At 69.6% G+C, this 12179-nt stretch carries 14 protein-coding genes; 7 read left to right on the forward strand and 7 right to left on the reverse strand.

Annotated features, from left to right (window positions below):
• Window positions 1-61: 61 nt before the first annotated feature.
• Window positions 62-610 (reverse strand): acyl-CoA thioesterase, encoded by a 549-nt coding sequence (locus tag IEZ11_RS40015; RefSeq protein ID WP_189267956.1) that lies wholly within the window; start codon window positions 608-610, stop codon window positions 62-64.
• A gap of 119 nt (window positions 611-729) precedes the next feature.
• On the opposite strand from IEZ11_RS40015, the gene IEZ11_RS40020 reads away from it, so the two are divergent.
• Both IEZ11_RS40020 and IEZ11_RS40025 read left to right on the forward strand, forming a co-directional pair.
• Window positions 730-2031: an LCP family protein gene (locus IEZ11_RS40020; protein WP_189267957.1), complete on the forward strand. Its 1302-nt coding sequence runs from the start codon at window positions 730-732 to the stop codon at window positions 2029-2031.
• A gap of 143 nt (window positions 2032-2174) precedes the next feature.
• Window positions 2175-2564 (forward strand): hypothetical protein, encoded by a 390-nt coding sequence (locus IEZ11_RS40025; RefSeq protein ID WP_189267958.1) that lies wholly within the window; start codon window positions 2175-2177, stop codon window positions 2562-2564.
• Window positions 2565-2634: 70 nt separating this feature from the next.
• Here the strand turns inward: IEZ11_RS40025 and IEZ11_RS40030 are convergent, their stop codons facing one another.
• Both IEZ11_RS40030 and IEZ11_RS40035 read right to left on the reverse strand, forming a co-directional pair.
• The gene (locus tag IEZ11_RS40030; RefSeq protein WP_189267959.1) at window positions 2635-3000 is read right to left on the reverse strand and encodes a four-helix bundle copper-binding protein; all 366 of its coding nucleotides are present in this window, start codon (window positions 2998-3000) and stop codon (window positions 2635-2637) included.
• Window positions 3001-3139: 139 nt separating this feature from the next.
• Window positions 3140-4297 carry an acyl-CoA dehydrogenase gene (locus IEZ11_RS40035; RefSeq protein WP_268239953.1) on the reverse strand — a complete coding sequence of 386 codons (1158 nt, stop codon included), beginning with the start codon at window positions 4295-4297 and terminating at the stop codon, window positions 3140-3142.
• Window positions 4298-4474: 177 nt separating this feature from the next.
• Between IEZ11_RS40035 and IEZ11_RS40040 the strand changes: the two genes are divergently transcribed.
• The gene (locus tag IEZ11_RS40040) at window positions 4475-5818 is read left to right on the forward strand and encodes a UDP-glucose dehydrogenase family protein (protein ID WP_189267960.1); all 1344 of its coding nucleotides are present in this window, start codon (window positions 4475-4477) and stop codon (window positions 5816-5818) included.
• Window positions 5819-6016: 198 nt separating this feature from the next.
• Here IEZ11_RS40040 and IEZ11_RS40045 read toward each other — a convergent pair whose 3' ends face one another.
• The gene (locus IEZ11_RS40045) at window positions 6017-6523 is read right to left on the reverse strand and encodes a CGNR zinc finger domain-containing protein (RefSeq protein WP_189267961.1); all 507 of its coding nucleotides are present in this window, start codon (window positions 6521-6523) and stop codon (window positions 6017-6019) included.
• A 125-nt stretch (window positions 6524-6648) separates the two neighbouring features.
• Between IEZ11_RS40045 and IEZ11_RS40050 the strand changes: the two genes are divergently transcribed.
• Together IEZ11_RS40050 and IEZ11_RS40055 are read left to right on the forward strand one after the other, a co-directional pair.
• The gene (locus tag IEZ11_RS40050) at window positions 6649-7014 is read left to right on the forward strand and encodes a VOC family protein (protein ID WP_189267962.1); all 366 of its coding nucleotides are present in this window, start codon (window positions 6649-6651) and stop codon (window positions 7012-7014) included.
• Window positions 7015-7042: 28 nt separating this feature from the next.
• Window positions 7043-7432, forward strand: coding sequence for a VOC family protein (locus IEZ11_RS40055; protein ID WP_189267963.1), 390 nt, complete (start codon window positions 7043-7045; stop codon window positions 7430-7432).
• A gap of 60 nt (window positions 7433-7492) precedes the next feature.
• On the opposite strand, the gene IEZ11_RS40060 is transcribed toward IEZ11_RS40055, so the two are convergent.
• Window positions 7493-8590 carry a dipeptidase gene (locus tag IEZ11_RS40060; protein WP_189267964.1) on the reverse strand — a complete coding sequence of 366 codons (1098 nt, stop codon included), beginning with the start codon at window positions 8588-8590 and terminating at the stop codon, window positions 7493-7495.
• Window positions 8591-9035: 445 nt separating this feature from the next.
• Between IEZ11_RS40060 and IEZ11_RS40065 the strand changes: the two genes are divergently transcribed.
• Complete coding sequence (locus tag IEZ11_RS40065) at window positions 9036-9890, forward strand: helix-turn-helix domain-containing protein (RefSeq protein WP_189267965.1); 855 nt, start codon at window positions 9036-9038, stop codon at window positions 9888-9890.
• Between the two features lie 226 nt (window positions 9891-10116).
• Entirely contained in the window at window positions 10117-10389 is a 273-nt protein-coding gene (locus tag IEZ11_RS40070) for a hypothetical protein (RefSeq protein ID WP_189267966.1), read from the forward strand.
• Between the two features lie 221 nt (window positions 10390-10610).
• On the opposite strand, the gene IEZ11_RS40075 is transcribed toward IEZ11_RS40070, so the two are convergent.
• Both IEZ11_RS40075 and IEZ11_RS40080 read right to left on the reverse strand, forming a co-directional pair.
• On the reverse strand, window positions 10611-10889 hold the full coding sequence (locus IEZ11_RS40075; protein WP_189267967.1) for a DUF397 domain-containing protein: 279 nt from the start codon (window positions 10887-10889) through the stop codon (window positions 10611-10613).
• Window positions 10890-10981: 92 nt separating this feature from the next.
• A complete protein-coding gene (locus IEZ11_RS40080; RefSeq protein WP_189267968.1) occupies window positions 10982-12160 on the reverse strand; it encodes a dipeptidase in 1179 nt (392 codons plus the stop codon).
• Window positions 12161-12179: the final 19 nt, after the last annotated feature.

The following is a 12179-nucleotide window of genomic DNA, read 5'->3' on the forward strand; positions in this document are numbered from 1 at the left end:
GGCGCGGGGAACTGCGCGGGCAACCCCCAACGCACCCGCGGCCGACGACGCACCGGCCGTCCTAGTCCACGTACCCTTCGGCCGCCCTGCGCTCGCGCAGCTCCCTGATCTCCCGGCGCCGCGCCAGCCGGTGCGTGCGTCTGATCTGGGCCTCCTGGTAGCGCCGGCGGTCGCGGTCGGTCTCCGGCAGGACCGGCGGCACCCGGCGCGGCTTGCCGTCGGCGTCCACCGCCGCGAAGACCAGGTAGGCCGAGCCGACCTGGGTGGCCGGGGTCGACTCGTTCCAGCGCTCGGCGAGGACCCGCACCCCCACCTCCATCGACGTCCGGCCGGTCCAGTTGACCTGGGCCTTGACATGGACCAGGTCGCCGACGCGGACCGGCTCCAGGAACGCCATCTCGTCCATGGACGCGGTGACGGCGGGACCGCCCGAGTGCCGGCCGGCGACCGCGCCCGCCGCGTCGTCCACGAGCTTCATGATCACGCCGCCGTGCACCGTCCCCAGGAGGTTGGTGTCGCTGTGGGTCATGATGTGGCTCAGGGTGGTCCGGGACGCGGACGTCGGCTTGCCGGGTATACCGGATTCCGCCTCGGGGGCCTGGTCTGTCATGGCCCCCACCTTATGCCGATGCGACAATCGCGGAATTTGTGTCGGCTTCGCAACAGCGGTGCCCTGATTTTCCGACGACCCTTGTAAGAGACATGGGCGCTGCCTGCACACTGGGGCCCATGAGCGAATGGCCCGAGGGATGGTCGGACGACAACCGTGGCAACCAGTACGGCCGCGGTAGCGCAAGCGCGCAGCCTGAGGGCGCCCGCGTGATGCGCCAGGTACGGCGTGGCGAGCCGTCGGCACCGCCGTACGGCGCCCCGCAGCAGGGCGGCGGCGGATACGCCGGGGTCCCGCAGCAGCCGTCGTACGGCGGCGGGTACGGAGACAGCGGCGGCGGGTACGACGGCTACGACAGCGGCTACAACAGCGGCCAGGTCTACGGCGGCGGCCCCGGCGGCGGGGGACCCGGCGGCACGCAGGAGCGCGGTCCGCGCCCGGCCGCCAACTGGCGCAAGCGCATCAAGTGGACGGCGATCGTGGTGCTCAGCGTGCTGATCGTCACATCCGTCTCGACCTACTTCTGGGCCGACTCCAAGCTGCACCGGGACGTCGACCTGTCCAAGGTGATCGACCGGCCCGCGGCAGGCAAGGGCACCAACTACCTGATCGTCGGCTCCGACAGCCGCAAGGGCATGTCGGCCGAGGAGAAGAAGAAGCTGCACACCGGGTCGGCCGTGGGCCAGCGCACGGACTCGATGATGATCCTGCACGTCGGCGACAACGGCGACACGCTGGTCTCGCTCCCCCGTGACTCGAACGTGGAGATCCCGTCCTACAAGGGGTCCACGTCCGGCAAGGTCTACCAGGGCACCGGCCGTCAGACGAAGCTCAACGCGGCCTACGCCGAGGACGGCCCGACCCTCCTCGTCCGCACGGTCGAGTTCAACACCGGTCTGCACATCGACCACTACGTGGAGATCGGCTTCGCCGGTTTCGCGGACATCGTGGACGCGGTCGGCGGTGTCACGATCACCATCGACAAGGGCTTCAAGGACAGCTACTCGGGCGCGAACTTCAAGGCCGGCAAGCAGACCCTGAACGGCGAGGAGGCGCTGGCCTTCGTCCGGACCCGGCACGCCTTCGCCACCTCCGACCTGCAGCGCACCAAGAACCAGCAGAAGTTCCTGGCCGCCCTGGCCCACCAGGTGGCGACCCCGTCGACGGTCCTGAACCCCTTCAAGCTCTACCCCACGCTCGGCGCGGGCCTCGACTCGCTGACCGTGGACAAGGACATGAGTCTGTGGGACCTGGCGTCGATGTTCTTCGCGATGAAGGACGTCAACGGCGGCGACGGCGTCTCCATGAACATGCCGATCTCCGGCTCCGTCAACGGGAACCTGGTCTGGGACAAGGCGAAGGTGAAGACCCTGGTGGACGAGCTGAAGAACGACGAGAAGGTCACCGTGTCCGGGAATTGACGTGACGCGCTCCGGAGACGGAGCGCCGCGTTCAACTTCGCTGCGCGGAAACCGACTTGACGCGCCGCCAAGATCATCCAAAGATGCTCCTGCTTCTTACCAATTCCATACGGGGAGGGTTTGTGGGTAAGAGACTCGCAGCTTTGGGGACCAGCGTCGGGGCCCTGCTCATGATCGTGGGGGCCACGGAGCCCGCTCACGCCGTGTCGTATCCGTTCTACACGGACTGCGAGACGCCTGGCGTGCTCGGCAACGGATGGTTCAGCGACTGGACGCCCAAGCACGTCGACATGATTCTGAAGGTCAACGACGACGCCGCGGACGGCCATCACGTGGCGATCCGCTTCGTCTCACAGGACAACGCGTACAACCTGAAGTACTGGAAGTGGCATCACCTCTACGACGGCAAAGGGACCACAAAGAGCTGGACGCTCAGCGCCGACGACTCGACCGGTCACATGAACGGGGTCGGCATCCAGGTAGCGGTCATGGAGGGTGACGAACAGATCGCCAACTGCACGAACATGGTCTGATCCGACCGAGCTGATCCGCTGCGGAACCGAGGGCACCCCGTTGGGTGCCCTCGCTCTCCTTCCCGGGGAATCACATGGCGATGCCCGCCATCGAGCGGCACATCTCCGCGCAGCGGCGACACGCGTCCGCGCAGCGCTTCATCTGCGGGTCGTCCGGCATGGTCATACACGCCTCGGCGCACATGTCACAGGCCTTGGCGCACATCGCACACATCTCGGGCGAGAGCGGCGAGCGCCGCATCATCATGTCGGCGCACATCCGGGTCGCCTCGGAGCAGTCCATCAGCGCGCGCATGATGCGCATCTGGGCCTGGCCGCCCTCCATCGACATGCAGGAGCTCATGGTCTCCTCGCACATCGTGTGGGTGGCCATGCACATGTTGACGCAGTCCTGCATCTGCTTGGACATGGCGGTCATCGGTCCGGTCTGGGTCATGGCTCCTCCAGGGGAGGGGGAGGGCCCGGGGTGGGCCCCGTTCGCTTTCGTTCCTAAGCCCGACCGACCGGTAGTGCCATTCGGGACGGGCATGGAAAAGGCGCCCCGAGGGGCGCCTCTCCGCCGAATGCGGGTGCCGTTACGGCAGGTTGCGGGCCATGACGATGCGCTGGACCTGGTTGGTGCCCTCGTAGATCTGGGTGATCTTGGCGTCGCGCATCATGCGCTCGACGGGGTAGTCGCGGGTGTAGCCGTAGCCGCCGAGAAGCTGGACGGCGTCGGTGGTGACCTCCATGGCGACGTCGGAGGCGAAGCACTTCGCCGCCGCGCCCTGGAAGGTGAGGTCGGCGTCGCCGCGCTCGGAGGCGGCCGCGGCCTGGTAGGTGAGGGCGCGGGCGGCGGCGATCTTCATGGCCATGTCGGCGAGCATGAACTGGATGCCCTGGAAGTCGGCGATCGGCTTGCCGAACTGCTTGCGCTCCTGGACATAGCCCTTGGCGTAGTCGAGGGCGCCCTGGGCGACCCCGAGGGCCTGGGCGGCGATGGTGATCCGGGTGTGGTCCAGCGTCTTCATCGCGGTGGCGAAGCCGGTGCCCTCGTCGCCGATCATGCGGTCGGCGGGGATGCGGACGTTGTCGAAGTAGACCTCGCGGGTCGGGGAGCCCTTGATGCCGAGCTTCTTCTCCGGGGCGCCGAAGGAGACGCCCTCGTCGGCCTTCTCGACGACGAAGGCGGAGATGCCCTTCGAGCGCTGCGACGGGTCCGTGACGGCCATGACCGTGTAGTAGTCGGAGACGCCCGCGTTGGTGATCCAGCGCTTCACGCCGTTGAGGACGTAGTGGTCGCCGTCGCGGACCGCCTTCGTCTTCATGCCGGCCGCGTCCGAGCCGGCCTCCGGCTCGGAGAGGCAGTACGAGAACATCGCGTCGCCCTTGGCGAGCGGGGTCAGGTACTTCTTCTTCAGCTCCTCGCCGCCGGAGAGGATCACCGGGAGCGAGCCCAGCTTGTTCACGGCCGGGATCAGGGAGGAGGAGACGCAGGCGCGAGCGACCTCCTCGATCACGATGACGGTGGCGAGCGCGTCGGCACCGGCCCCGCCGTACTCCTCGGGGACGTGCACCGCGTGCAGGTCGTTCGCGACCAGCGCGTCCAGCGCCTCCCGCGGGAAGCGGGCCTCCTCGTCGACCGCGGCGGCGTACGGGGCGATCTTCGCCTCGACCAGCGCACGGACGACGTCACGGAGCATGTCGTGCTCCTCGGACGGGCGGTACAGGTCGAAGTCAGCCGATCCGGCCAAGGTCTCTCACTCCAGACGCAGTGGTGCTGACACTAATTACTGTTAAGTAACTCAAAGTTTAGAACGTGGCCCACGGATAGGTCACGTGAGCTTGGCGACAGCGGGAAAGTTGCCCGGAACACGGCCCGGTTATGCTCGGGCCGCAGCCCGCACCGACGTCCCCGAGCTGGAGCATTCATGAGCCTCAAGATCACCGTGATCGGCACCGGCTATCTCGGCGCCACCCATGCAGCGGCCATGGCCGAGCTGGGCTTCGAGGTGCTCGGGCTGGACGTCGTGCCCGAGAAGATCGCGATGCTGGAGCGCGGCGAGACCCCGATGTACGAGCCGGGGCTCGACGAGTTGCTGCGCCGGCACGTGACCGGCTTCGAGGGCTCCTCCGGGCGGCTGCGCTTCACCACCGACTGGGCCGAGGCCGGCGCCTTCGGTGACATCCACTTCGTCTGTGTGAACACCCCGCAGAAGCACGGCGAGTACGCCTGCGACATGTCGTACGTCGACTCCGCGATCGCGTCGCTGGCCCCGCATCTGACCGGGCCCGCCCTCGTCGTCGGCAAGTCGACGGTGCCGGTCGGTTCGGCGGACCGGCTGGCCGCCTACCTCGCCGAGCACGCGCCGGCCGGGGCCGATGCCGAGCTGGCCTGGAACCCGGAGTTCCTGCGCGAGGGCTTCGCCGTCCAGGACACGCTGCACCCGGACCGGGTCGTGGTCGGCGTGCGCAGCGAGCGCGCCGAGAAACTGCTGCGCGAGGTGTACGCGACGCCGCTCGGCGAGGGCACGCCGTTCGTGGTGACCGACTTCCCGACCGCCGAGCTGGTGAAGACGGCCGCGAACTCCTTCCTGGCGACCAAGATCTCCTTCATCAACGCCATGGCCGAGGTCTGCGAGGCCGCGGGCGGTGACGTGGTCAAGCTGGCCGAGGCGATCGGGTACGACGACCGGATCGGGAAGAAGTTCCTGCGTGCCGGCATCGGGTTCGGCGGCGGCTGTCTACCGAAGGACATCCGGGCGTTCATGGCCCGCGCGGGCGAACTGGGCGCCGACCAGGCGCTGACCTTCCTGCGCGAGATCGACTCCATCAACATGCGGCGCCGCGGGCAGATGGTCGAGATGGCCCGGGACGCGCTCGGCGGCGGGTCCTTCCTCGGGAAGCGGGTCGCGGTGCTCGGCGCGACCTTCAAGCCGGACTCGGACGACGTGCGGGACTCGCCGGCGCTGAACGTCGCCGGGCAGATCCATCTCCAGGGCGGCCAGGTGACGGTGTACGACCCGAAGGGGATGGCGAACGCGCGGCGGCTGTTTCCGACGCTTGGCTACGCCGACAGCGCCGAGGAGTGTGTGCGGGGGGCTGATGTGGTGCTGCACCTGACCGAGTGGCGGGAGTTCAGGGAGCTGGATGCGGCGGCGCTGGGAGAGGTGGCCGCGGCTCGGGTGCTGCTCGACGGACGTAACGCTCTGGATCCCGAGATCTGGCGGCGGGCGGGGTGGACGTATCGCGCCATGGGGCGTCCCACCGCCTGAAACTGCGGGCCGGTGGGGGTTTGTCGCGCAGTTCCCCGCGCCCCTGAAGGGACGCTCCGGTGCGGGGAACTGCATGGCACCGCATCTGTCCGAGATCAACAGGTGACACCGGTTCGGCCGAGGCTCAGTCGGCCGAACCGGTGTCTTGTTGCATTCTGCACCACGCGGCACGGCTGTGAGCGGTGAACCGGCTGTGCCTTACCGGTCCTTGGCCCGGTAGCGGCGCATCTTCGCCCGCGCCCCGCACACCTGCATCGAGCACCAGCGGCCGCGGCCGGCCGGGCTGCGGTCGTAGTACGCCCAGTGGCAGGTGTCGGCCTCGCAGGCCTTGAGGCGGGTCCAGGTGCCCTCGATCGCGGCGGTGGCGACGGCCGCCGCCACCCGGGAGACCAGCGCGTCCTCGTCGCCCGGCAGGAGGCGTGCCGAGCCGTCGGCAGGGTCGACGGCGGCGTACAGGGGGGCGCGCGCGAGCAGTTCGCCCAGTGGGGTGACCTCGCGGTGCGCGGGGTACCCGGCGTGTGCGAGAAGGGCGGCGCGCAGGGACTCGCGCAGGACGCGGGCCGGTGGGAGTTCGGCCTCCGTGACGCCGAGGCGTGCCCTGCCGTCCGCCGTGTCGAGCGCGTCGGCGCCCGACTCCACGTCCAGCGTGTTCACCAGGGCCTCGACCAGGGCCAGGCCGCCCGGCGCGGGCGATCTCTCACTCATCCCTGCAAGTTACCTCCCGGAATCCGGTTGCGGCGTTACTCCCTGTGCGGGAGCATGCGGTAACCGAAGTTACTGGTTGACCCGTTCAAAGGGTAACTCCGCCTAAGAGGTAAGAGGAGGAAGTCATGGCTCTCGCCAAGCTCGGTGTCGTCGTCCTGGACTGTCCCGACCCGTCCGCGCTCGCCGGTTTCTACGCCGGGGTGCTGGGCGGCAGTGTCGAGGGGGACGGGGACGGCGACTGGGTGGACCTGGCGGTGCCCGGCGGGCAGGCGCTGGCGTTCCAGAAGGCGCCCGGGTTCGTGGCGCCGAAGTGGCCCGCGCCGGACGACTCGCAGCAGTTCCACCTGGACCTGGTGGTGGACGACCTGGACACGGCCGAGAAGGGCGTGCTGGAGCTGGGCGCGAAGCCGCTGGACGCGGCGGACCGGTCGCGTTCCTTCCGTGTGTACGCCGACCCGGCGGGGCACCCTTTCTGTCTCTGCGCCTGCTGAGACAAGGCTGAGACAAGGAGGACCGCTCATGGCGTCCGTCGCCCGTCTGCGCAACGTGGTGATCGACTGTCCCGACCCGCATGCCCTGGCCGCCTTCTACGCGGCCGTCGCCGGGGGCACCCTGGTGGCCGAGGAGGACGACTGGGTCGTGCTGAGGCTGCCGGACGGGCTGCGGCTGGGCTTCCAGCTGGCGCAGGGGTACACGCCGCCGGAGTGGCCGCGGGCCGACCACAACTCCCAGCAGTTCCATCTGGACTTCGACGCGGGGCCGACGTGGGAGGACGTCGACGTGGCGGAGAAGAAGGTGCTGGCGCTGGGGGCCCGGCTGCTGCGACGGGAGAAGGACCCGGTCGCCGAGGACTTCCGGGTCTACACCGACCCGGCCGGCCACCCGTTCTGCCTGTGCCGGATCGACTGATCGGGCCCCGGCCGGTCACGTCCCGGCCGATCGAGCGCCGGCCGGACCCGCCCCGGCCGGTCAGGGCTCGGTGTCGGCCGGCCGAGGCGGGTTCGGCTCGCGGCGGCGCTGGGTCGCGCGGGCGGTGAAGTCGGCGCTGCGCAGGACCCGCTGGACGTTTCCCCAAGTCAGCATGGACAGCTCGGTCTCGGACCAGTCGCGCCGGAGCAGTTCGGCGATCAGGTGGGGGTAGCAGGAGGTGTCGGCGAGGTCGCGGGGGTGGGCGACGCCGGAGTCATAGGTACCGGACAGGGCGACGCACTCGGGGCCGGCGACGATACGGACGTGGTCGAGGTGGTCGGCGACGTCGGAGACGGTCGGCCCGCTCTGCTCGGCGCTCAGCGGCACCATGCACAGGCCTCTCTGCTCGCCGAGCCGCACGAGCAGCGTGTCGGAGAGGTTGGCGGGGTGGGGGCGTACGGCCGCGGCGGCGGAGCGGGTGCACAGGACCGGCGTCTTGGAAAGGGCGATCACCCGGGCGAGCACAGCCTCCGGGGCGCCGGACAGGTCGGCCAGCACTCCGAGCCGGTTCATCTCGCGGACCACCTCCTCGCCGAACCGGGTCAGCCCCTCATGCCCGGCCCAGGCGGCACCGGCCAGGCTGAGCACGCGCAGGCCCAGGGACTGCAGCACGCGCAGGATGCCGAGGGAGTCGCCGAGGGCGCTGACGGAGGCCGGGCCGAGCACCACGGCCACCCGGCCGCAGTTGCGGGCGTCGATGACCTGCCCGGCGGTGCGCACCAGCCGGAGCCCTTCCGGGTGTGCCTCCACCACCCGGCGTGCCAGGTCCAGTTGTTCCAGCGTGGCTCCCACGGCCCGGTCGCCGCGCTCCGCCGCCGGCAGGTCCAGCGACCAGAACAGCGCGCCCACATGCCCCTCGCGCAGCCGGGGCACATCCGTGTCCACGGCCGCCTCTCCCAGCTCCAGGTCGTACCAGGGCAACGGCACGAGCGCCCGGGGCAGCCCGCTGTACCCGTCCGCGACCGGATGCAGGGCCAGCAGGGCACGGGCCCGCGCCAGGAACTCGGCGCCGGACGCCACCGGGAGCGGGGCGTCCAGAAAACCGCCGTCCTCGCCGACCTCGGTCGTCGTGGGGATGTGGTCCTGGAGGTCGGCCATGGCGGCTCCGTACGTCGTCGCGAGCTACGTCGAAATGCGGCTGTAGCTCACCGTCGCACGCCTGGCCTGGGGGTTCCTGGTGGACGGGGCGTTCGGGGTACGGCTGCCGCCCGTCACCTCACGAGTGACCGTCCGCGTGTCCGGCACTCACAGAACACCCGCCCACCCCGAAGAACTTCAGCGAAATCCCCCATCTCTCAGCAATTCCTTCTCCCCTATCCCTCGAACATGGAAATATCTGCGGCTCACTCCGGACTATGGCGATTAGAGACATGTCATTCGGGTAGTCACCCGAATGACGGTATCGATGCGCGCCCGGCTTGACGCCCATGGCCAGCGGACGGCTGCAATTGAGCAACACCGTAACGCCGCCTCGCCGATGGCGATGGTCGATGTGGAGGACTCGCGTCTTCCGCCATCGACCGTCACGCAGAAGAGGAGCATCATGCCCACGGCCGTCGACCCGAGCCTGAACCGCCGCAAGCTACGCCTCGCCCTGAAGGCGGCCCGCGACAAACGCGGGCTGACCCAGCGGGAGGCCGCGGAGGCGCTGGAGTGGTCGCTGTCGAAGCTCATCCGTATCGAGGCGGGCACCGTCAGCCTGTCCGTCACGGATCTTCGCGCGCTGCTCCGGGAGTACGGGGTCGAAGACCAGAACGTCGTCGCCGAACTGGAGGAGGCCGCCCGCGGCAGCAAGGGCCAGTCGTGGTGGACCGAGTACAACGACGTCATCAGTCCACCGTTCGCCCAGTACCTGGGGTACGAGAGCGCGGCGACCAACATCCGGGGATACCACCCGAGTCTGATTCCCGGACACCTTCAGACCGCGGACTACATCACCGCCATCTTCGAGGGCGGGCGGAGTCCGGCCAGCATCCAGCGCCGTCTGGACCTCCGCATGGCACGGCAGGACCGGGCCTTCCAGGAGGGCGGCCCCGAACTGGAAATGATCCTTGACGAGGCGGCGGTACGCCGTCAGCTGGGAGGGCCCGCCGTCATGCGCCGCCAGCTCGGGTTCCTGAAGGAGCTCATCACGGAGAACAAGGCCGTCCTGCGGGTGCTGCCCTTCACGGCGGGCGCGCACGACAGCCTGGACGGCAGTTTCTTCCTCCTGGGTTTCAAGGATGACGAGGACGTGCTCTACAAGGCCGGTCCGGGGGGTGTGGACACGGTGCGCGACGACCGTGCGGTGGTCGCCCGTTACCAGGAGTGCTTCGAGGATCTTCGAAGCAAGTCCCTCGGCAGGGAGGACACCCTGACGATGCTCGACGAACTGATCGAACAGTTGCAGCCCGCCTGACCTACACGGCGTGCCAGGGGGCCCGGGGGGAGTCATGAGGACGGACAACAGCAGGCACAGGCGACGCGGCCCCGAGCCGAACGCCGACGGTACGCCGGGGGACCCCTCGCGTCCTGCCGCTGTCCCGGGCCCCGGGCCCGCTCGGCGGCCGAGGAGCACGGTCCTCGGCCGCGCGGCGCTCGAGAGCCGGGACGCCTGTGCCCGCTTCCTCCTGCTGAACACAGCGGTGACCGACAGCGACATCCGGCGCCGCAGCACCCACGTGGACGACGTTCTACGCGTCCTGCGCGCGGTCGCCGCGATGCTGCTGTTCTTCTCGGCGTCCTCCGCCCTGGTGGCCTACGCCGGCATCAGGATGGGCGTGTCACCGGAGGTCTGCTGGGTCGGCAGCGTCGGCAGCGGCCCGGTGTTGGTCCGGAGCTTCATCAGGCTTTTCGAGTCGGTGCGTCCCGCGTTGCCGAAGGCACCAGAAGACCGACCGTCCATCGACGGGCCCTGACCGGTGACCTCACCCACCACCAGCCCGCACCGACGGTCACCGCGACCAGCACGGTCACCCAGGTCGCCAGGCGTACCCACAGGTTCCCGCCCAGCAGGGACGCGCCCGCCCCCGCGGCGGAGGCGAACACACCGGTCACCAGGCAGTACCCGAGGACACCGGGCTCCCTGGTCGTCGACCGTCCACTCTGACCGTTCATCGTCCGTCCGGCTGGATGCGGGTCACCCATGGTCCTGCCCGGCACCGTACGGGGTCAAGAACATGGGCAGCGCCGACAGCCAGGCGGCAGGGGCGAACGAGAGCCTGGCCGCCTCCGGATGTTTGGAATCACGCACCCGCACCCGCCCGGACGACACAGCGATCTCGCAGCAGTTGTCGTCGTCGTTCCCGCTGTGGCTGCTTTTCCACCAGACGACTGCACCAAGGTCTCCGGCCAACGCCGTTCCCCCCTCCTCCGCGGAGATGCACCTCGCCTTGGACTTCGTGGGAGGTTTACCCATGACGGCGGACGTTCAACAGACTGCCGCTCTCCCGGCGTGGCCGATGGCGCCGCGGGGACGCACATCGGCCAAGGTCGCTTCGAGCCGTGCGGTCAGCCGTCGAGGGACTCGATCGTCGCGTTCGACGGACCCCGCGTCTCCCGGAGGTCCCGGGCCACGTCCTCCGCCGCGCCCAGCACCCGGACCGCGTTCTGCCAGGTGAGCTTGGCCAGGTCGGGGCGGGACCAGCCGCGGTCCAGCAGTTCGGCGACGAGGTTGGGGTAGCCGGAGACGTCGTTCAGGCCGTCGGGGGTGAAGGCCGTGCCGTCGTAGTCGCCGCCGATGCCGACATGGTCGATGCCGGCCACCTCGCGCATGTGGTCGAGGTGGTCGGCGACGGTGGAGACGGTGGCGACCGGCCGCGGGGTGGTCTCCTCGAAGGCCCGGTGGACCTTCATCGCCTCCTCGGTGGTGTCGAGGTGGTGGAGGCCGTGGGCGCGCATGTTCTCGTCGGCCGCCGCCGTCCAGTCGACCGCCGCCTGGAGCACGAACTTCGGTACGAACGTCACCATGGCCATGCCGCCGTTGCCGGAGAGGCGTTCGAGGACGTCGTCCGGGACGTTGCGGGGATGGTCGCAGACGGCCCGCGCGGAGGAGTGGGAGAAGATCACCGGGGCGGTGCTGGTGTCGAGGGCGGCGCGCATGGTCGTCGCCGCCACATGGGACAGGTCCACCAGCATGCCCAGGCGGTTCATCTCCCGCACGACCTCGCGGCCGAAGGCCGACAGACCGCCCACGTTCGGCTGGTCCGTCGCCGAGTCCGCCCAGTCGTTGTTGTCGTTGTGGGTGAGCGTCATGTAGCGCACGCCCAGCTCGTACAGACCGCGCAGGGTGCCCAGCGAGTTGTCGATGGAGTGGCCGCCCTCCGCACCCATCAGGGAGGCGATACGGCCCTCGGCGCGCGCCGCCTCCATGTCGGAGGCGGTCAGGGCGGCCCGCAGGTCGGCCGGGTAACGGGCGATCAGCTGCCGTACGCAGTCGATCTGTTCGAGGGTCGCCGGGACCGCGCCCGGCAGGTCCGAGCGGACGTACACCGACCAGTACTGCGCGCCGACCCCGCCCTCGCGCAGCCGCGGGATGTCGGTGTGCAGACGCGCGTTCTGGTGGGCGGCGATGTCAAGGGCGTCGAGGTCGTAGCGGACCTGCTCGCGCAGTGCGTACGGCAGGTCGTTGTGGCCGTCGACGACCGGGAACTCGCGCAGCAGGGACCGGGCTTCATCGAGGGACGTCATTGCCTGTTACTTCCCGGAG

The organism is Streptomyces fuscichromogenes, assembly GCF_014645815.1.
GTDB lineage: Bacteria > Actinomycetota > Actinomycetes > Streptomycetales > Streptomycetaceae > Streptomyces > Streptomyces fuscichromogenes.

Bases quoted from the DNA above. Each gene is read 5' to 3' on its own strand.
- IEZ11_RS40020 (WP_189267957.1), top strand. From the start codon at position 730: ATGAGCGAATGGCCCGAGGGATGGTCGGACGACAACCGTGGCAACCAG.
- IEZ11_RS40080 (WP_189267968.1), bottom strand. From the start codon at position 12,160: ATGACGTCCCTCGATGAAGCCCGGTCCCTGCTGCGCGAGTTCCCGGTC.
- IEZ11_RS40055 (WP_189267963.1), top strand. From the start codon at position 7,043: ATGGCGTCCGTCGCCCGTCTGCGCAACGTGGTGATCGACTGTCCCGAC.
- IEZ11_RS40060 (WP_189267964.1), bottom strand. From the start codon at position 8,590: ATGGCCGACCTCCAGGACCACATCCCCACGACGACCGAGGTCGGCGAG.
- IEZ11_RS40030 (WP_189267959.1), bottom strand. From the start codon at position 3,000: ATGACCCAGACCGGACCGATGACCGCCATGTCCAAGCAGATGCAGGAC.
- IEZ11_RS40050 (WP_189267962.1), top strand. From the start codon at position 6,649: ATGGCTCTCGCCAAGCTCGGTGTCGTCGTCCTGGACTGTCCCGACCCG.
- IEZ11_RS40015 (WP_189267956.1), bottom strand. From the start codon at position 610: ATGACAGACCAGGCCCCCGAGGCGGAATCCGGTATACCCGGCAAGCCG.
- IEZ11_RS40075 (WP_189267967.1), bottom strand. From the start codon at position 10,889: ATGGGTAAACCTCCCACGAAGTCCAAGGCGAGGTGCATCTCCGCGGAG.
- IEZ11_RS40040 (WP_189267960.1), top strand. From the start codon at position 4,475: ATGAGCCTCAAGATCACCGTGATCGGCACCGGCTATCTCGGCGCCACC.
- IEZ11_RS40065 (WP_189267965.1), top strand. From the start codon at position 9,036: ATGCCCACGGCCGTCGACCCGAGCCTGAACCGCCGCAAGCTACGCCTC.
- IEZ11_RS40045 (WP_189267961.1), bottom strand. From the start codon at position 6,523: ATGAGTGAGAGATCGCCCGCGCCGGGCGGCCTGGCCCTGGTCGAGGCC.